Origin of the sequence: Mucilaginibacter flavidus, assembly GCF_024055575.1 — a bacterium.
In the GTDB taxonomy this organism is placed as follows: Bacteria; Bacteroidota; Bacteroidia; order Sphingobacteriales; family Sphingobacteriaceae; genus Mucilaginibacter; species Mucilaginibacter flavidus.
Genome location: NZ_JAMXOE010000012.1, coordinates 45,162 through 64,255, shown reverse-complemented (window position 1 = coordinate 64,255; position 19,094 = coordinate 45,162). Strand labels below are relative to the sequence as shown.

General features: G+C 44.6%; 11 protein-coding genes and 1 tRNA gene. 6 read left to right on the top strand and 6 right to left on the bottom strand.

Annotated elements, in window-relative coordinates; translation table 11 throughout:
• Positions 1 to 41: 41 nt before the first annotated feature.
• From NAF19_RS17540 to NAF19_RS17520, 5 genes are all read left to right on the top strand, one after another.
• Positions 42 to 980, top strand: coding sequence for an MBL fold metallo-hydrolase (locus NAF19_RS17540; protein WP_252791552.1), 939 nt, complete (start codon positions 42 to 44; stop codon positions 978 to 980).
• Position 981: 1 nt separating this feature from the next.
• Positions 982 to 1,140: a C1orf53 family protein gene (locus NAF19_RS17535; protein WP_252791550.1), complete on the top strand. Its 159-nt coding sequence runs from the start codon at positions 982 to 984 to the stop codon at positions 1,138 to 1,140.
• A gap of 155 nt (positions 1,141 to 1,295) precedes the next feature.
• The gene (locus tag NAF19_RS17530; protein ID WP_252791548.1) at positions 1,296 to 1,745 is read left to right on the top strand and encodes a MarR family winged helix-turn-helix transcriptional regulator; all 450 of its coding nucleotides are present in this window, start codon (positions 1,296 to 1,298) and stop codon (positions 1,743 to 1,745) included.
• Between the two features lie 275 nt (positions 1,746 to 2,020).
• The gene (locus NAF19_RS17525) at positions 2,021 to 4,681 is read left to right on the top strand and encodes a ThuA domain-containing protein (protein ID WP_252791547.1); all 2,661 of its coding nucleotides are present in this window, start codon (positions 2,021 to 2,023) and stop codon (positions 4,679 to 4,681) included.
• A 114-nt stretch (positions 4,682 to 4,795) separates the two neighbouring features.
• A complete protein-coding gene (locus NAF19_RS17520) occupies positions 4,796 to 7,156 on the top strand; it encodes a TonB-dependent receptor (RefSeq protein ID WP_252791545.1) in 2,361 nt (786 codons plus the stop codon).
• A gap of 67 nt (positions 7,157 to 7,223) precedes the next feature.
• Here NAF19_RS17520 and NAF19_RS17515 read toward each other — a convergent pair whose 3' ends face one another.
• The gene (locus tag NAF19_RS17515; protein ID WP_252791543.1) at positions 7,224 to 9,398 is read right to left on the bottom strand and encodes a catalase; all 2,175 of its coding nucleotides are present in this window, start codon (positions 9,396 to 9,398) and stop codon (positions 7,224 to 7,226) included.
• Between the two features lie 238 nt (positions 9,399 to 9,636).
• Between NAF19_RS17515 and NAF19_RS17510 the strand changes: the two genes are divergently transcribed.
• On the top strand, positions 9,637 to 9,957 hold the full coding sequence (locus NAF19_RS17510; RefSeq protein ID WP_252791542.1) for a hypothetical protein: 321 nt from the start codon (positions 9,637 to 9,639) through the stop codon (positions 9,955 to 9,957).
• Positions 9,958 to 10,136: 179 nt separating this feature from the next.
• Here the strand turns inward: NAF19_RS17510 and NAF19_RS17505 are convergent, their stop codons facing one another.
• The 5 genes from NAF19_RS17505 to NAF19_RS17485 all read right to left on the bottom strand — a co-directional run bounded on the left by NAF19_RS17505 (position 10,137) and on the right by NAF19_RS17485 (position 18,918).
• Positions 10,137 to 11,231, bottom strand: coding sequence for a bile acid:sodium symporter family protein (locus NAF19_RS17505; protein WP_252791540.1), 1,095 nt, complete (start codon positions 11,229 to 11,231; stop codon positions 10,137 to 10,139).
• Between the two features lie 1,104 nt (positions 11,232 to 12,335).
• Positions 12,336 to 12,407 (bottom strand) — tRNA-Arg (locus NAF19_RS17500).
• 83 nt (positions 12,408 to 12,490) lie between these two features.
• The gene (locus NAF19_RS17495) at positions 12,491 to 14,854 is read right to left on the bottom strand and encodes an ABC transporter permease (protein WP_252791538.1); all 2,364 of its coding nucleotides are present in this window, start codon (positions 14,852 to 14,854) and stop codon (positions 12,491 to 12,493) included.
• 184 nt (positions 14,855 to 15,038) lie between these two features.
• A complete protein-coding gene (locus NAF19_RS17490; protein WP_252791535.1) occupies positions 15,039 to 16,304 on the bottom strand; it encodes a BamA/TamA family outer membrane protein in 1,266 nt (421 codons plus the stop codon).
• Positions 16,305 to 16,560: 256 nt separating this feature from the next.
• Entirely contained in the window at positions 16,561 to 18,918 is a 2,358-nt protein-coding gene (locus tag NAF19_RS17485) for an ABC transporter permease (RefSeq protein ID WP_252791534.1), read from the bottom strand.
• Positions 18,919 to 19,094 lie beyond the last annotated feature (176 nt).

Sequence of the window (19,094 nt, the reverse complement as noted above, 5' to 3'; positions counted from 1 at the left end):
TACAAAAAAATGACTCAATGACCTAATGACTCAATGACCTAATGATATTAGACGATTTTCTTATTTTCAATCCCAACGGCCTCTATTGCAAATACGGTGACTTTTATTTGGACCCGCAATTACCGGTTACAAATGCAGTAATATCTCACGCCCATGCCGACCACGCATTGCCCGGCAATACCAACATATTTTGTACCGAAGCGACTCATGCGTTTATGAAGCTGCGCTATGGTAAAAATGCAGGTAAGATTTTTAATATAGCAGATTACCATGCCCCATTTAATGTTGGCAAGGTTCAGATAACCTTCGTTTCGGCGGGGCACATGCTGGGCTCGGCGCAGGTTTTAATGGAATACCATGGCGTTAAATATTTATACACCGGCGATTACAAAGTACAACCTGACACGACCTGCGAACCTATTGAATGGGTTAACGCCGACGTACTGATTACCGAGAGCACCTTTGCCGACCCTGCCATTTTGCATCCGGACCCTGTTGAGGAGATAAAAAAACTGAACGATATTCAACTTAATATTTTACTTGGCGCCTACGGCCTCGGCAAAAGCCAGCGTTTAATAAACATGATAAGTGAGCATGCACCGCAAAAAAAGATTTTGGTTCACCACCGGATCATGCCCATTAATGCCATCTATCAAAAAATGGGGATAACTCTAGGGAAGCACGAAATTTACGGCCGCAAACTGATGAAAAACCAGGAAGAATTTGTTTACATCGTTCCGCCCTTTACCTTTGACAGTTATATAAGAGCTACCGGCGTGAAGCGTTTGTTTGCATCGGGCTGGAAAAATCTGCAGGTAAATAAACAGGACACATTGTTTATATCGGATCATGTGGATTGGAACGACATTTTGCAGGCGGTTAAAAATGTTGACCCCAAACAAATATGGACACTGCACGGCAATGGCAAACACCTTGAAAAATATTTTGGCGATGATATCGTTGTAAAAATTTTAAATTGATATGCTGATAGAAGGCGTTGATTATTATATAAATGAAGATGGCAATTTTGTTTTCACCAAAGAATACCATCTTAAACGCGGCTATTGCTGCAAAAACAAGTGCCTTAACTGCCCCTGGGATTTCGGAAAACCAAAGCACGATAATAATGTTAAGAAATAATTAAAGATATTTGTGTTGAGAAAAAAGAGTCAAGAGCCAAGAATCAAGACCGGCTTCAGTTAAGATTGGGTTACAACAGAAAAATTTCGTCACTTAATTTTTCTTGGCTCTTGATTCTTGGCTCTTGGTCCTCGGTTCTGATTAATATTAACCCCATGCGCATAGACGACGAAATACAAAGCAGCAAATTTGAAAATAACTATCACAAGGCGGTTATTAATCTTTCATATACTTATAATTGGGTAAATAACGAAACCCGTTCATTGTTCGAAAAAAATAATATAACCATTCAACAATTCAATATCCTGCGCATTTTACGGGGCCAATATCCAAACCCAGCTACGGTAAACCTGCTAAAGGAAAGGATGATTGATAAAATGTCGGATGCATCGCGCATTGTTGACAGGCTAGTGCAAAAAGGCCTTGTTTCCCGCTGCACCAACACCAAAGACCGCCGTGCAGTCGACATCCGCATAAGTGAACAAGGCCTTAAAACGCTCGCCATAATGGACGAAGAATTTAAAATAAAAGATTTCCTTAAAGATAACCTTACCGAAGAAGAAGCCGGCCAATTGAGCGATTTGCTGGATAAGCTGAGGGGATGATTTCCCTGATATGCGTAGCCAACATCGCGTAAAAAAACCTCACCGTTAACATAATCGTATTTTTCACTCCATTTACTGCACCTGTGGTATCAATGTGTCAACAAGACACGTCGTTTCTTTGTATTTTTTTCAAAAAATCTCCCTAGTAACTGTATAAGTAACAATTAAGTATCAATTATGCTTTTTACGCATTTTTAAATGGTTTTTTGCCTAAATTACGCGCCGTAAAACCAATAATAATTACCGGATATTTTCATCATTAAACAATAAAGTCAATGCGCCTTAAATTTACGTTACTTCTATTTGTTCCACTTTTGTTTTTGGGTTTTGCTCCCATAAAGCCCCGGGTGCTGGTATTCACCAAAACTGCCGGGTTCCATCATGCGTCAATCCCGTTGGGTGTGGCCGCTATTACGCAACTGGGTAAAGAAAACGGCTTTGATGTTGACACCACGTCCGACGATAAAAAGTTTGTTGAAAGCAACCTGAAAAAATACAGCGCGGTGGTGTTTTTAAGCACAACCGGACCCCTGCTTACTGCTAATGAGCGTAATGATTTTGAACGTTACATTCAAGCCGGCGGTGGTTATGTAGGTATCCACGCTGCCGCTGATGCCGAGTACGATTGGCACTGGTACGGTCGTTTGGTAGGTGGTTACTTTGTAAGCCACCCCGCGCAACAGGAAGCCGTTTTGCACGTTCTAGACCGTACCCACATCTCAACCAAACATTTACCTGCCGAGTGGAAACGCAAAGACGAATGGTATAACTACAAGGATTTAATTAAAGATATGCATGTGCTTATCACCATTGATGAAACCAGCTACAAAGGCGGCATCAATGGCGCAAACCATCCGATGGCATGGTACCATAGTTTTGAAGGGGGCCGTGCCTGGTACACCGAACTGGGCCATACCGACGAATCGTACGGCGACCCGCTTTACTTAAAACATATTTTAGGCGGTATAAAATATGCTATTGGTGACCATGTGAAATTGAACTATGGTAAGGTAACTACCGAGCGTGTACCCGAGGATAACCGCTTTGTAAAGACCCAGCTGATTACCGGCACCTTTTATGAGCCAACCGAGCTTACCGTATTACCGAACCTTGATGTGCTGATTACGCAGCGCCGCGGCGAAATAATGCTTTACAAAAACGATACGAAAACAATTAAACAGGCCGGTTTTTTAAATGCATACTTTAAAACGCATACCAAAGGCGTTAATGCCGAAGAAGGTGTTTTAGGTATACAGGCCGACCCCAATTTTAAGGATAATCATTACGTTTATATTTACTACAGCCCAACTGATACCAGTGTAAACCGTTTATCACGATTTACTTTTGTAAACGACACCATCGACAATAAAACAGAAAAAATAGTACTGCAGCTTTATTCGCAGCGCGAAATTTGCTGCCACACCGGTGGTTCAATTGCCTTTGGCCAGGATAACATGCTGTTTCTTTCTACCGGTGATAATTCAACTCCGTTTGATGAGCCCGGCAGGCCGCCTTATAACACGCATGCTTTTGCCCCGCTTGATGACCGTCCGGGATTACAAAACCACGATTCGCGCCGTTCGGCTGGCAATACCAACGATTTGCGCGGTAAAATCCTGCGGATAAAAATGAAGCCTGATGGCACTTACGATATCCCCGAAGGAAATTTATTTAAACCAGGAACGCCGGATACCCGCCCTGAAATTTTTGTAATGGGCGACAGGAACCCTTACCGTATTGCGGTTGACAAAAAAACAAACTGGTTATACTGGGGTGAAGTTGGCCCGGATGCCAACAAGGACAGCCTTGATACAAGAGGGCCCCGCGGTTACGATGAGTTTAACCAGGCACGCCAGGCAGGCTTTTTCGGCTGGCCGTTTTTCATAGGTCCGAATATTCCTTACCGTGCTTACGATTATGCTACCGGTAAATCAGGCGCGGCATTTGACCCGGCACACCCGATAAACGACTCAAAAAACAACACAGGCCTGCGCGAACTGCCGCCTGCGCAACCTGCAATGATCTGGTACCCTTACGCAGCTTCAACTGATTTCCCTGAAGTAGGATCCGGCGGCCGTACCACAATGGCGGGGCCTGTTTATCATAACGAATTTTACCCAAAAGCAACCCGCTTCCCCGACTATTATAATAACAAAGTTATTATGTACGATTGGATACGCGGCTGGATAAAAGCCATCACTCTGCAGCCGAACGGCGATTTCGACAAAATGGAACCATTTGTGCCAACCTTGAAATTCGCTTCGGCCATTGATATGGAAACCGGTCCGGATGGCAGGTTTTATATGCTGGAATATGGTAGCGGCTGGTTCACCAAAAACGCCGACGCCGGTTTATCAAGGATTGATTACCTGCGTGGTAACCGTGCGCCAGATATTGCCGGTGTTACAGCCAGCAAAACCTTTGGCGCTTTACCGTTAACCGTAACGTTTACTGTTAAAGCCAAAGACCCGGAAGGCGACAAAATGAGCTATAGCTGGGATTTGGGTAATGGCGTAACTAAAAAGACAGCCGTACCAAGACTTACTTACACATATACAAAAAAGGGAAATTTCAATGCCACTGTTGACGTTGCCGACGACCAGGCCGCAACTGTAAAAAGTAAACAGGTTAACATTATGCCCGGCAGCATGGTATCAAACCTGGGCAATCTGAATGCAAACAGCCCGGGCAAAGCTTTAATGCTTACGCTTGACTGTAAAACCTGCCATAAGGTTAGTGAAAAATCTATCGGCCCTGCATTTACAGATGTGGCAAAAAAATATCCAAATAACAAAGCTTCAATGGCCCACCTTACCCAAAAAGTAAGAGAAGGTGGTACGGGAGTTTGGGGTGACGTATCGATGCCAGCCCACCCTGCCCTTAAACAAGCTGACGCACAAAAAATAATCAGCTGGATTTTATCGCTTAAGCAATAAAACCAGCAAAAAACCGTAAGCAGGATAGTTAGTAATAATTATCCTGCTTTTTTATTTATCCACCGTAGTGTCGCTAAATTTGCCGCACATTACACTATTTGTACTAATTTTCTGATGAAAAAACTATTCCCCCTATTTTTTATGCTGGCTATTTATTGCCAGGCAATCGCACAAAATCTTTCTTCTATTTCGGGTGTTATCAACAACGCCAATTCGCAGCCGGTTGCCGGTGCATCTGTAGCATTACTTAACACCAATTACAGCACGGTTAGCAATGCTAAAGGCGAGTTCACTATTAACAACATTCCGCAGGGCACTTACACACTGCATATTACTAGCACAGCCTATGCCGAACGCAGCCAGGTTATTAGCGTAAGCGGTAAAGGCCAGTTGTTCAACATAAACCTACAGGATGCCGGTAAACAGCTGGATGAAGTAGTTATCACCGCCCAAAAGCGTGAAGAACAATTGCAGCAGGTGCCGGTAAGCGTGTCAACCCTCTCGGCAAATGATGTGCAGGCGTATCACCTGCAAAATCTGAAAGATATAACCGGCATTGTGCCTAACCTGTACTCGGCCGGTCCGGGTGACAACCGCAACGTTACCGGTTTACGCGGTATCGCAACCACTTCATACGACCCTGCAGTAGTAACTTATATCGACGGCATAAACCAGTTTAGCCTGGATACCTATATCCCGCAGCTTTTTGATGTAGAACGCATCGAGGTTTTACGTGGCCCACAGGGAACTTTATATGGCCGTAATGCTTTGGGTGGCGTTATTAACGTAATTACAAAAAAGCCATCGAACCAAACCAGCGGCTTTGCCGAAGCAGAGTTTGGCAACTACGGCGAACAACGTTACAGCCTGGGCTTACGCACGCCGCTGATAAAGGATAAGTTATTTTTGGGTGTTGCCGGTGTTTATTCTGGCTTTAACGGTTTTTACACCAACGAGTTTAATAACACCAAATTTGATAAACAACACTATTTTTTAGGTAATTATTACCTCAAGTTCCTGGCTAACGAAAAGCTGACATTTACGCTGAATGTAAAGAACTACGAGAACCGGAATAACGGCCCGTTCACGTTAGCTGGCAGCCCGGCCGATGCGATAAGTAATCCGTTTAAGGTTGACCAAAATGCCACAACAAAAATTATCGATAACATTTTCAATGCTTCATTATCGGCAAACTATGCAGGAAGCGGCTTTAATTTCACATCGGTAACATCGTACCAGAAAAACTACCGGTACTACACCACACCTATCGACGGCGACTTCTCTCCTATTGATGCTGTATCGTTAATAAACAACTATGGCAGCGAATGGAACACTGTAAAAGTTGGTACGCAGGAATTCAGGTTCAGTTCGCCGGCATCTTCACAGTCGCCTTTAAAATGGACCGCAGGCCTTTATGGATTTTACCGAAGCGCCCCTACCAAAACAGGCACCCATTTCGGTGCAGACGCTGCTGCTGTAGGCGCCCCATTTCCTAATTTTACCAGCATCAATACCAACATTGAACACAATTATGGCTTTGCTGCGTTCGGACAGGTTGTTTATACTATCAATCCGCAATGGGACATAACAGCCGGTTTGCGTTATGATTTAGAGCACAAAAAAGAAGAAGTTAAAGGCGAATTCCAACCTGATGGCGGCGACGTAATGGTAACCCAGGCGGATACCTCATCAAAAGCAAACTTCAAAGCATTTACGCCGAAGTTAACCGTGGCTTACCATGTATCTGAAAATAACAACCTGTTTGCAAGTTATAGTCGTGGTTTTCGCGCAGGTGGAATCAGTCAATTAGGCTCCGATCCATCGCAGCCCCCGCTTTATGCCTACAAACCTGAATACAGTGATAATTACGAAATCGGTTCAAAAAACACGCTATTTAATAAAAGGGTAAGATTAAACATTGCTGCGTTTTACACTTTTGTAAACAATGCCCAGGTGCCAACACTGGTACTGCCTGATGCCATTACCGTAACCAAAAACGCCGGCAAACTGCAAAGCAAAGGTATTGAAGCCGAAATTGCCGCTACTTTATTTAAAGGTTTGGATGTAGATTATAATTTTGGCTACACCCACGCCCGCTACAAGGACCTGCTGGTGGCCAGCAACGGCACCGCAGTAAACTTACAAGGCAATCACCAGGTTTATACGCCGGAGGTTTCATCAATGCTGGCCCTACAATATACTTACGAGCTTGACAATACCCACACCACCCGCCTGGTAGCCCGCGGCGAGTGGCGCTACCTTGGCAACGAATATTTTGATTTGGCTAACCAAATTGAGCAAAAAGCTTACAACATTTTCAACGCCCGCGCAGGTGTAAGCCTTAAAAACTATGAGGTGTTTGTTTGGGGACACAACCTTGCCAATAAAACCTACATTGATTATGCTTATGATTTTGGCGCGACCCACCTGGGTAACCCGCGGACATATGGGGTAACTTTGAGAGCTAATTTTTAGAATTTAAGAAACATCAACTGTAATTAAAAGGGCCGACCGATAACGAATATTAGTCGGCCCTTTTGGTTTAGGCAGGTATCTTGTCCTTTTTCTCACGCTGCCAAAAGCGGTGTTGCTTTATAGCATCAATAAAGGCCGCAGATAAATCATTACCGCCATTTCCTATCACAATTCCGGCAACGGCGTCATTGCCGGCCTTATTGTTGAGCTTGGCCCCAACGTAGGTGGCTTTAATCAAATCAGCGCCCTCACCATCGGCCGCTATTGCTTTACAATGGCGATAGGCTTCATTTATAAAATGAATGGCATCTGGCTCATTTAAAAGGGCCGTTACACTTTTTTGCCCGGCGGGTACGTAAACTGCGTCAACTAAAACTGAAGCAGCCGTTAAAAAGCTTTGATCAACTTTAATTTGTTTACCGGCCGAGTCTTTAATAAAGCCATTATGCGGGGCTACCACCCGTACAACCGCACCTTCGGCTTCGAGGGCTTTCTTTACCGATGCCAACGAATCAGCATCCACGCAACCAGCCGCCAGGAAAGCAACTTGCCGGGTCTTAATTGAATCTTTTGCTGTGTTGGCCATACTTAAAGCCGCAGATTTTTCTACTGCAGGTTTTTTGAACACCGGCTCATAATCTTTTGGATTAGCGTCCGCGCCCAACTGGTGGTTTACGGGCTGCTGTGGCTCAGGTACATCCATACCCAGGCCTTCAGCCACACGCCTGGCCAATGTTTTGTCGACAAAAGTTAACAAACCGACCATACGATTGCGGATGTCCTGGATATCAACTTTTCCTAACTCAAAACGAAGTGCATCGACCAGGTGGCTTTGTTCGGGCTCGCTCATACTGTTGAAAAACATGGTGGCCTGGCTAAAAAAGTCCATAAAGCTTTTGCTGCGGGCGCGAATTTTGCTACCCTCAACCCGCTCCTCGAAGTGCTTAAACCCGCCATCTTTCATCATTGCCTGGAAAGGGCAGCCACCGCCTACGGTATTTGGATGATAGCTTGTTTTACCCTGGTTAATTTGCTGGCGCATGTGTCCGTCGCGCTGGTTGTTATGAACGGTATTTAATGGCCGGTTAATTGGTATTTCCTGGAAATTAGGGCCACCAAGGCGGGTAAGTTGCGTATCAGTGTACGAAAACAGGCGGCCTTGCAGCAACGGATCGTTGGTAAAATCAATACCCGGCACAACATGGCCGGGGTGAAATGCCACCTGCTCTGTTTCAGCAAAATAATTATCCGGGTTGCGGTTAAGCACCAACTTACCAATCGGTTGTACCGGCACCAACTCTTCGGGGATAAGTTTGGTCGGGTCGAGCAAATCGAAATCAAATTTATGCTCATCTTCCTGCGCAACTAACTGTACCCCAAACTCCCATTCGGGGTACGCGCCTGCTTCAATGGCTTCGTGCAAATCGCGGCGGTGAAAATCGGGATCTTTACCTGATATCTTCTGTGCCTCATCCCACGCTACCGAGTGTACGCCCAGCGTTGGCTTAAAGTGGAATTTTACAAACGTAGCCTTGCCTTCTTCGTTAACAAAACGATAGGTATGTACTCCAAAACCATCCATCATGCGTAAGCTTCGCGGTAAGGCCCGGTCAGACATTACCCACATAATCATGTGCATAGCTTCCGGTGTCAGCGAGATAAAATCCCAAAAAGTATCGTGTGCTGATGCAGCCTGCGGGATTTCGTTAAGTGGTTCAGGCTTTACAGCGTGTATTAAATCGGGGAATTTTATGGCGTCCTGGATAAAAAACACCGGCATATTGTTGCCTACCATATCAAAAATTCCTTCTTCGGTATAAAATTTTATTGAAAACCCCCGAACATCTCTTGCTAAATCGCTCGATCCACGCGAGCCTGCGACTGTTGAAAATCGCAAAAACACAGGCGTTTGTCGCGAGGGATCTGTTAAAAACTTTGCCTGGGTATATTTACTGAATGAGCTATCATAAGCCTGGAAATAGCCGTGGGCAGCCACACCGCGGGCGTGTACAACGCGCTCAGGTATACGCTCATGATCGAAATGAGTAATTTTTTCGCGCAGGTAAAAATCTTCTAATAAAGAAGGCCCGCGTTCGCCGGCTTTAAGGCTGCTTGTGTCGTTGTTAACTAATAAACCTGTGTTTGTGGTCATTGGTTGCCCTGTGCTATCCTCAGTGTGCAGCGCTAGGTTTTCCTGTTTTTTGTTGTTGTTTTCGCGAACGTCTGATTTTGTGCTTTTCATGGATTGATAATTTATATTAGCACAAGCAGTTAAAGCTAAATTTGTTTATGTATTTTGTAATAATTTAATTTTAGAGAATTTTTATAAATTATAATGCAATTACGGCTATCTTGTTATGATCGAACCTTTTAATACATCTTGCCTGGACCGTATTTTATATAAATAACTTAAAAAATTAACTTTAGCGTAAAACAATTGACTTTGTAACGGTGTTTACTTAACACATACATCGCCCAAAATGAGACTATTCAACGAACATGACACTGTAATTTATACCGATGATGAAGGGAGATTAATAGACACCTTCGTTATTTATGACACCGATCCGTTAACCGGCCTTACACATATCAATCACGAAAATTTAAAAGTTTCGACGGAAGCTTTGCATCTGCATCCCGATACGGTTGTTCCCAAATACCATTTACCAATGAACGACGCTTTTAGTTTCGAAATTTTCAAGAAGCTGAAAGAAAAATTCGATGACCGCGAGAACGATGCTATTCGCAGGGAACTTAAGGTTGAGCCTGTTTTTAAAGAAGAATTTGCCCAGGCATCCTGATAGTTTATCACACAACGGACAAAAAAAATCAGGAAGGGTTTCCCCCTCCTAAAGTTCAAAGGTAATTAACTCGTTTAAATTTAATGTTTGTCCCACCAAATCCCCGTCAGGAAATCATCGGGGCCCTGGCGGCTTATTGCGGCGGCATTGGACGCTGGCTGTGTTAAAATTCTGTTCATTCAATTTTCTATTTTTTCTTTTAACGGTTTCCTATGCCAATAATTAGCCAACAACGAACCCGTAGTATTCATCAGCGGCCCAAATACCGCCGGCGCAAGCCCAACAGTTGCAATTTTACCCATTTCTTTTGCCAGTCCTGATGCCAGTCCTGCGTTTTGCATCCCTACTTCTATTGCCATGGTGCGGCAGTCGCGTTCAGACATTTTAAATATACGGCCCGACCAATAGCCCAATGTGTACCCCATTAAATTATGGATAAGCACCAGTAATACCAGCAGACCGCCAATATTTAACAGGCTGTCCCTGCCGGCGGCGGTAATAATTACGATGATAAATGCTATACCAAACATTGATACCAATGGCATCAATGTTTCCAGCCATAATGCCCGCTTCAATAAATACTTATTAAAAAGAATACCTGCTCCTATTGGAAAGACCACGATTTTTACGATATCCCACATCATGCTAAGGGCATCGATCTTAATAAATTCTCCCCCAAGCAGCTTCATGAGCAATGGCGTAAAAATGGGCGCCAGCATAGTAGAAACCGCGGTTATTGTAACCGATAATGCCAGGTTGGCTTTGGCCAGGTATGACATAACATTGGAGGCCATGCCATTAGGTGAGCAGCCTACCAGGATTATTCCGGCGGCAATCTCGGGCGGAAAGCCGCTTAATTTGGCCAATGTAAAACCAAGCAGCGGCATAATTATAAAATGGCTCCCAACACCTATAAACACACCCTTCGGCATTTTGATAACGCCGGCAAAATCTTCCAGGCCCATTGATGTGCCCATTCCAAACATAATAAGCTGTAAAAGCGGCGTAATAAGCCCGGACAGCTTGAACCCGTTCACCTCGATAAAATATTGCGGAAAATACAAAGCCGTTGTCACCGCCGCAAAAATGATAATGGTATATGAAAATCCCTTTAGCGTTTGCGCCCCGCGGCAAGCAATGGCCAGCATAATAAAGAATGCTATGATATAATAGCCCGCATCGGCAATACCATCATGCCAAATGAACCATAAAGCAGCCAACAGGCAAAGTACGGCAATGCCTGCCAATACTTTATAAAGACTAATATTTTTCAAAATTTAAATTTAGGTTATGAGTTTACGTCCTTAAATGTTTTTTAACAAACACTAATCAGCACGAATTAAGGCGAATTTCACGAATTTTAAAACAAGATATTTAATTCGTGAAATTCGTTTTAATTAGTGAAAATTCATTTTCTTCTTTATTACCAGGTGTGTTTTTCCATAAAGGCATCCAACTGTGCCCTTGTCATTTTTCCTTCTTTTGGGTTTTGATCAATAAGTGTAAAGAGTAAAAGTTTATGATGTCTCATAATTTTTTTGTAAAAAAGCGTAAAGAGTCAAGAGCCAAGTTCAAGAGTCGAAAAAGATAGTGAAAAGATGTAAAAAATTTCCGCCGGGCATGAACATTGGTCGATCCGCAATGTTAATTAAGCGGACACACTACTCCTGACTGTATCCAATACGTTGGGTGTTGACTACAATGTTCATCTGTTGTCGGCAATTTTTGAGGATGTTGCGCCCGGGCTGGGTTGGCGATAGGAAGACATTTAAAGCGAAACACCGGTGAGCCTGGACATTCCGGAGGCCTTGACCAGTACATTCCGTGCGCTCTTGAGCACCGATTTGTGTTGAAAGCAAAGAAAAATCAAATTAACCATCAATATGTTAATATGGTCAATGTGTAACGGAATCACCTGTTCGACATTTCGGAATCAGGTGGTCAGTGCCCCCATATTCTCCAATCAAATTACCACGCTGACGAAAAAAATTACGCGGGCCAGGGAACTTTTGCTCAACGGAGATATAGATTCTGCCGATTACAGGGAAATTAAAAACGAATCGGACTCAGCAGCAAGAATATTGGAAGCGAGGATTTCCGAGTTAAAAAGCGATTTTCTACCATCCGGCGAATTCAATAGCCTTATTGACAAGGCCACTAATACCATAACCGATATTGACGTAATCTACTGTAAATAAAACAATTAGACTAAAAAAATCAATTAGTTCGATATATGCCGAAAACTTCACTTTGGAGGATTTAGAACTTCGAGCTATTGAATTAACCGATATATTTAAGACTATCTATCTGACTAACAGTAACTTAGTAAGTAAAAAAAAACGGGACAACTGACTCAAATCTGACGTTGTCCCGCTGGGTGCTCCCGACGAGATTCGAACTCATATCGATGGTACCGGAAACCATAATTCTATCCGTTGAACTACGGGAGCAATGCTGCAAATATAGAACAAATCGGAATTTAAACTTACGAAGTTTTTAAAACTCCGTAAGTTTTTTGGATATGGTACAGGTATTATTCGCTTTTTAAACTTTTCACCGGGTTGGTAACTGCCACTTTTATGGTTTGATAACTTATTACCAAAACAGAGATCAACAAAATAACAAACACCGGCGATGCCAGCAGCCACCAATTTATGCTGATGTGGTAGGCATAGCTGGTAAGCCATTTATTCATTACAATAAGGGTAACAGGTATGGCAATTAGCGCGGCAATGGCCACCAGTTTCACAAAATCCTTTGCCAGCAGTACCAGCAACTGGATTAGGGCGGCGCCCAGTACTTTGCGGATGCCAATCTCTTTGGTGCGCTGTATGGCAATCAAATGGGCCAGCCCGTACAAGCCGAGACAGGCAAGGATAATTGACAGCAGCGTGAAATAATTAAACAGCCTGATGCTGGTAACATCCTTTTTATACAGATCATTTAGGGCCGTATCTATAAATTCGTAATTAAAAGGATAATCGGGGAAGTATGTTTGCCAGGCGTTTTTAACCAGCGGCAGGTATTTGGGGCTAATTTTTACCAGCACAGCGGCCGGTTTTGGCCCGGTGTAAACAAATACCGTTGGCGCCACCGGGTTGTGCATCGATTCGTAGTGAAAGTTTTTTATCACACCTACTACATACCCTTCGTGTTCCATCCCCTTGATAGGCTGACCAATGGGCTGTTTCCAACCTAATTGTTTAACAAATGCTTCGTTTACTATAAAGCCTTGCTTTTTATCAGTAATCATTTGTTCCGAGAAGTTACGACCGGCTACCAGTTGCATTTTTAGTAACGGGATAAACTTGTCATCGATAGAAAAATAATTCGACATCAGTTCGCGCTTTTTACCATTGGCTGTAACCATAGTAGTTGATTTTGCCTGTCCGCCGTTATCAACATTCAAACCGCTTTGTACCGATGTACCTTTTACCTGGCTCATTTGCCTCAGTGTATTGTTGAACGCCGGCAAGCGCGTCAACGCTATTGAATCATCAGGAAGCGACACATTAAGCACCTGGGTTTTATCGTAACCCAGCGAGCGGTGCTGGACAAAGTTTATTTGTTTGTTCATAATAAACGCACCCGCAATCATCACCGTGGCTACTACAAATTGGGTAACAGTGATAACCTTGCGCAGGGTAAGGCCTTTCGCCGCGTGTGTAAAATTTGCCTTAAGGGCTGCAACCGGTGTAAAGGCCGACAGCACAAACGCCGGGTACAAACCAGTTAACAGCGACGACGCCAAAACCAATCCGCAAATCAACAGGAAAGTAAAGCCCGAACTAAAGAAGGAGATTTTTATTTGCAGCAGGTTATTTAAAAGCGGCAGCATGGCCAGGCTCATTCCTATTGCTATAACCAGCGCTATCAGCGTCACAAAAAACGACTCGAACAAAAATTGGGTAACCAGGCTGGCCTGAACCGCGCCGTTTACTTTACGCACGCCTACCTCTTTGGCCCGCTCGGCAGCACGCGCCGTGGACAGGTTGATGTAGTTTAACAGTGCTATAAATAAAATAACTCCCGCCAAAAGCGAAAAGATGTAAACCAGCTGCTTATCCCCTTTCGGCGTATCGCCCAGCTTACCAACGCTGAAGTGCACATTGGCCAGCGGCTCGGTATTAAACTCAACGTAGTATTTGGTAGCGCCTATTTTATTAAACTCCAGCTGGATGGTTTCCTTCGAAAATTTGGCCAGCTTTTTTTCAAAAGCGGCGGCATTTGGTTTTTGCTTGAACAATACATAGGTATAAACCGAAAAATCATCCTGCAGCCAGCTGGTAGTTTTATAGAACTCGGCTGGTAGCAGTATGGTAAATTTGAGGTCGCTGTTTTCGGGCAGGTCTTCCAGTATGGCGCTTACGTGGTAGAGTTTGCCGTTGCAGGTAATGGCTTTATTAAGGGCACTGCCTTTGCCAAAGTATTTTATGGCGGTGGTTTTGGTTAGCGTTAACCCATGCAAATCGGTAAGTGCCTGCGCGGGGCTGCCTTCGGCAAACTTGTAATCAAATACATCGAATATATTGGCATCGGCGGTGTAAACATCATCTTCTTTGAAAATCTGTCCGTTTAGTTTTATTACGCCTTTGGTTGGTGCAAAACGCACTGCTGTTTGCACTTCCGGAAAACTGCTGTTTAGCGTGGTGCCCAGCAATTCGGGCGTTAGTGCCATGGTGATGTTGTCGTTTTCGGGCGTATGGATAACGTTGCTGACCCGCAGTATCCTATCTTTTTTGCTATTAGCGGCATCGAAACTTAGCTGGTAATGCACGTACAGCGAAATCAGCAAACAGGCTGCAATGCCTATCGATAATCCGCCGATATTGATAAATGAAAAACTTTTATGCCGGATAAGGTTGCGCCAGGCGATTTTTAAATAGCTTTTTAACATAAGGTTTTCAATTGTTGTTGCCCAAAGCTAAGGCATTGAAGTACCAGGAAAAAGCGCAGTTCCTTTGATTAACAGTTATTTAACAGGTTTTAACAAGAATTAACAATGTTAGAGATTAGAGACTGGAGAATAGAGATTAGTTCGCGACGGGACACGATACAGGTTAACTCAATCAACCTAAAAATCAAAACGCCTCCCCTATGTCAATAAACAACCCGTTACTGCCCTGGCGGCCGAAGCCATAGTCGATGGTGATGTTGGTGTTTGATGTTTTGTTGAGCTTCAATCGCAAGCCGGGGCCGTAGCCTGGCTGTATGCGCTGCAGGCTGGTGCCCGGCGCGGCCGAAAACGATTCGCCATTTAAGAATACCACGCCGCCAAGCAGGCCGTTGCGGGTAATTTTAAAGCGATACTCGGCCTCGGCATATACCATTTGCGCACCCCGGAAACGGCCCTGTATGTAACCGCGACCCGTTGCGGTGTTGCTGTCCCATTGCGTGCTCGGTAAATCGAGGTAGCCGGGTTTGCCGCTTAAAATCAGCCAGTCGTAATTCCAGAATGCGAGTACGTTGTCCGAATTTTCGGGGAACCTGATGTACTTGCGCACGTCCAGTATCAGCGACCGCCATGGCATACTACTTCCAAAAAATTCATAATTATCGCGGTATTGCAGGGCTGCATATCCCCCTTTAAACGGGTTGATGGCATTATCACGCGAGTCGAGCACCATGTTGAAGGTAAGGCCCGACGCAACAGTGTGCGAGTGCTTGCCATAGGTTGTATAATCGTCAGGTGTTCCGTTACGGTTACCCTTGTCAGATATATTCCAGTGCGAGTCGAAAATGAAGCCAAGGCCGGCGTATAAATTGCCAACCACATGGCGCTGCACCGTTTGGTAAAATTTAAAAAACGAGTAATCCATCGGATCTTCGTTTTTGATGTTCGAGCTGCTGCCCAGGCCGTAGGTGCTTTGCGGATATTTGAAGTATTGGTACTCGCCTACAAAGTTATAGGTATTGTCTTTGCTCCAGATGTTGGTTTGGATGGGCAGGGTAAACTGTTTATTCTGGGTGTAAGAGGTACTGGCGATTATTGTGGAAATACGCGATTGTGGCGCCGTTTTAAAAATGGCATTACCCGATAGCACCAATGCAAACTTTGAAAGCAACGTGTATCCAATAGCCGGGGCAATGGAAATTTCAGGTTTACTGGTAATACTGTCTACCGCCGGTGTGGGCTTGCTGTGAAACAATTTCGACAGTGCATCACCTATATCTTCCTGTTTTGACAACGGCACTTTTGGCGGCCTCTCCAAAGTATCAACCCGGATAGTATCTTTTACGAGTCCATTGCGGAGTACCGGAATCCGCTTAATGGGAACCGGGCTTTGCTGTGCGTAAAGCCTGGTCGATACAAATAAGATAACAATAATCGAGAAAAAAAACTTCATGTAACCCTGTTAAACAACCGGGCTAATTGATATTCAACACCCTTTTAAATGCGCCCTGAACAACCGGTTTATAATTAGGCGCCAAAGTAGTAATTCTGTTACGTAACGGGAGAATATTTTTTTAGTTTCCAGTTGGCGGTTTGCAGTTGGCAGTAGGTAATTAGTTTGCAGATGAAGGTTAGCAGTTGGCAGTTCCCGGACTCTGCAAAATGCCAACTGAAAACTCCACTACTGCAAACTGCCTACTGCCAACTGCCTACTCACTCCTAAGACTCTTCACCGGATTTGTTAACGCCGCTTTTACGGTTTGGAAGCTCATGGTTGCAAATGCTATGATAACCGCGAGCAAACCCGCTACTATAAATACCCACCAGCTTAGATCTATCCGGTAGGCAAAGGCCTGCAGCCAGCTGTGCATGGCAAACCAGGCTATGGGCGATGCTATTAAAATGGCTATCATCACCAGTTTTATAAAGTCCTGCGCCAGTAAACCAACTAACCGGCTTACACTTGCACCCAGCACTTTGCGCACTCCAATTTCGCGGGTACGGACTTGTGCGGTATAGGCAGCAAGACCAAGCAGGCCCAAGCATGATATAAATATGGCGATTGACGCAAAGTAGTTAAACAGCGAGCCTTCCCGCTGCTCCGACTGGTAGAGGCTGTTAAATACGTCATCAAGAAAAGCATAGCCAAAGGGATATTCGCCATTGTATTGTTTAAACTGCGCGCCGGTCGCTGCAAGGGCTTTCTGCGCATCTTTTGTAGTGGTTTTTACATATACGGTGCTGAAATATTGCGGCTGGTACCAAAATACGGCCGGGGTTATTTTTTCCTTCATCGATGCATAATGAAAATCCTTTACCACGCCGATGATCTTACCTTTAATGCCCTCCATCATAAACCGTTTGCCGATGGGGTTTTTAAGGCCCATTTGTTTGATGGCGGCCTCGTTCAGCACAAAATGGGCTGTATCACTCACCGCGCCGGTAAAGGTATTACCCTCGGCCATTTTCATCTTAAAAAACGAGGTAAAATCCTTATCGATAACTATGCAGTGCACAATAAAGGTGGTATTCGGCTCTTTGCCGTCCCAGTCGTTATCGCCGGTGAAGCCGCCGAAACGCACTATATTTTGGTTCGAGCGGGTAACATCGAGCACGCCGGGGCTTTTTAGCAGTTCGGCTTTAACAGCATCGTAATGTTTTGCTGCGTCGCGCATCCAGAACGAGAATACGTTTGTTTTATCATACCCCAGTTTTTTAGCACGGATATAATTCAGCTGACTGGTAATAACTATAGTACCAATTATCAGCACCACCGAAAAGGTAAACTGTGTAACCACCAATATTTTGCGGAACAGCACATCGCCAACCCCGGCCGATATTTTCCCTTTCAGCGCTTTCAATGGCTCGAACGACGATAGCAGCAGCGCCGGGTAAATACTGGATGCTGCGAGCGTGCCGGTGATAGATAACAGCATCACCATCCAAACATGGTAGTCGCTTATGTTTAGTGATAGTTCCTTACCTGCCAGTTTGTTAAATGCCGGCATCAAAATAAATATCAGCCCAAGCGCCAAAACTACCGCCATTAAAAACAGCAGGGCAGTTTCTACGATAAACTGCAAAAACAAATGCGTTTTTGCCGCCCCCACAATTTTCCGCATGCTGATTTCTTTCGAGCGCAGCATGGAGCGGGCGGTGGACAGGTTTACATAGTTTATACAGGCAATCACCAATATCAGCAAGGCCACCACAATAAAAATGCGTACAGTGCTCATGCCTTTGTCGGTAAGGTCGGCGTTGTAGAGGTGCATTTTCTCGAGCGGCAGCAGCAGGTAATCGGCATCGGTATCGGCGGCTTTGTGGGCCAGGTGTATTTTGGTGATGCGCTTTGCCAGGCTGATCAACGGCGTGCCGGGTTTCAGCAGCACATAGGTTTCGTAACTAAAAAAGTTGAAGTTGTCGCTCAGATCCTGTTTGTGCGCCAGCATGAGCTTTATATGATAGCTCATCGGCATTATCATATCATAGTTGAAATAGGAGTTTTTCGGGAAATTATCTATCACCCCGGTAACCGTGAAGTTTTCTTTGTTATCAGCAATAATGACTTTGCCGATAGGATTATCGCTGCCAAAATACTTTTCGGCCGCCTTGCGGGTAATTACTACCGAATTATCGGCGGCAAAAGGTTTTTCCGCATCGCCCTGCACAATATGAAAATCGAAAATCAAAAAAAACGAAGGATCGGCGTAGGTAGCATGCTCATCGCCAAAAACCTTATCCTTGTATTTAAACAGCGAAAAATCGTAGTTACCGGTCAGCCGCACCGCATCCCTCACCTCGGGCAACTGCCGTTTTGCCAGCGGACCGATGGGCGCCACGCCAACCGTCCAGATCTGCCTGCTGGCGCCGGTACCGCCCCAAAGCTCGACCCGGTAAATATTGGGCGCGTTTTTATGAAAGCTGTCGAAACTCAGTTCGTCCTGCACCCATAATAGTATCAGGATGCCGATTGCAAGCCCGGCGGTTAAACCGGCAATGTTGATAGCAGAGTAAAATTTGTTTTTTAACAAATTGCGCCAGGCGGTTTTGATGTAGTTTTTCAGCATGGGGGTTATTGGTTCATTAGTTCAGTTGTTCATTGCGCCACCGCTAAAGCTACGGCGCACGCGGTAGTTCATTGGTGGATAGTGGCCAACTATGCATAAAGACACCGGGCGGGATAAAAGGTTACAGGGTTTTTGTAGAGACGCCCCGATACATCGGGGCGTCTCCTGTGAAAGGT

Coding starts and splice junctions, on each gene's coding strand:
- NAF19_RS17515 (WP_252791543.1), bottom strand. CDS start 9,398: ATGAAAAGCACAAAATCAGACGTTCGCGAAAACAACAACAAAAAACAG.
- NAF19_RS17485 (WP_252791534.1), bottom strand. CDS start 18,918: ATGCTGAAAAACTACATCAAAACCGCCTGGCGCAATTTGTTAAAAAAC.
- NAF19_RS17525 (WP_252791547.1), top strand. CDS start 2,021: ATGCGCCTTAAATTTACGTTACTTCTATTTGTTCCACTTTTGTTTTTG.
- NAF19_RS17490 (WP_252791535.1), bottom strand. CDS start 16,304: ATGAAGTTTTTTTTCTCGATTATTGTTATCTTATTTGTATCGACCAGG.
- NAF19_RS17510 (WP_252791542.1), top strand. CDS start 9,637: ATGAGACTATTCAACGAACATGACACTGTAATTTATACCGATGATGAA.
- NAF19_RS17520 (WP_252791545.1), top strand. CDS start 4,796: ATGAAAAAACTATTCCCCCTATTTTTTATGCTGGCTATTTATTGCCAG.
- NAF19_RS17540 (WP_252791552.1), top strand. CDS start 42: ATGATATTAGACGATTTTCTTATTTTCAATCCCAACGGCCTCTATTGC.
- NAF19_RS17495 (WP_252791538.1), bottom strand. CDS start 14,854: ATGTTAAAAAGCTATTTAAAAATCGCCTGGCGCAACCTTATCCGGCAT.
- NAF19_RS17530 (WP_252791548.1), top strand. CDS start 1,296: ATGCGCATAGACGACGAAATACAAAGCAGCAAATTTGAAAATAACTAT.
- NAF19_RS17535 (WP_252791550.1), top strand. CDS start 982: ATGCTGATAGAAGGCGTTGATTATTATATAAATGAAGATGGCAATTTT.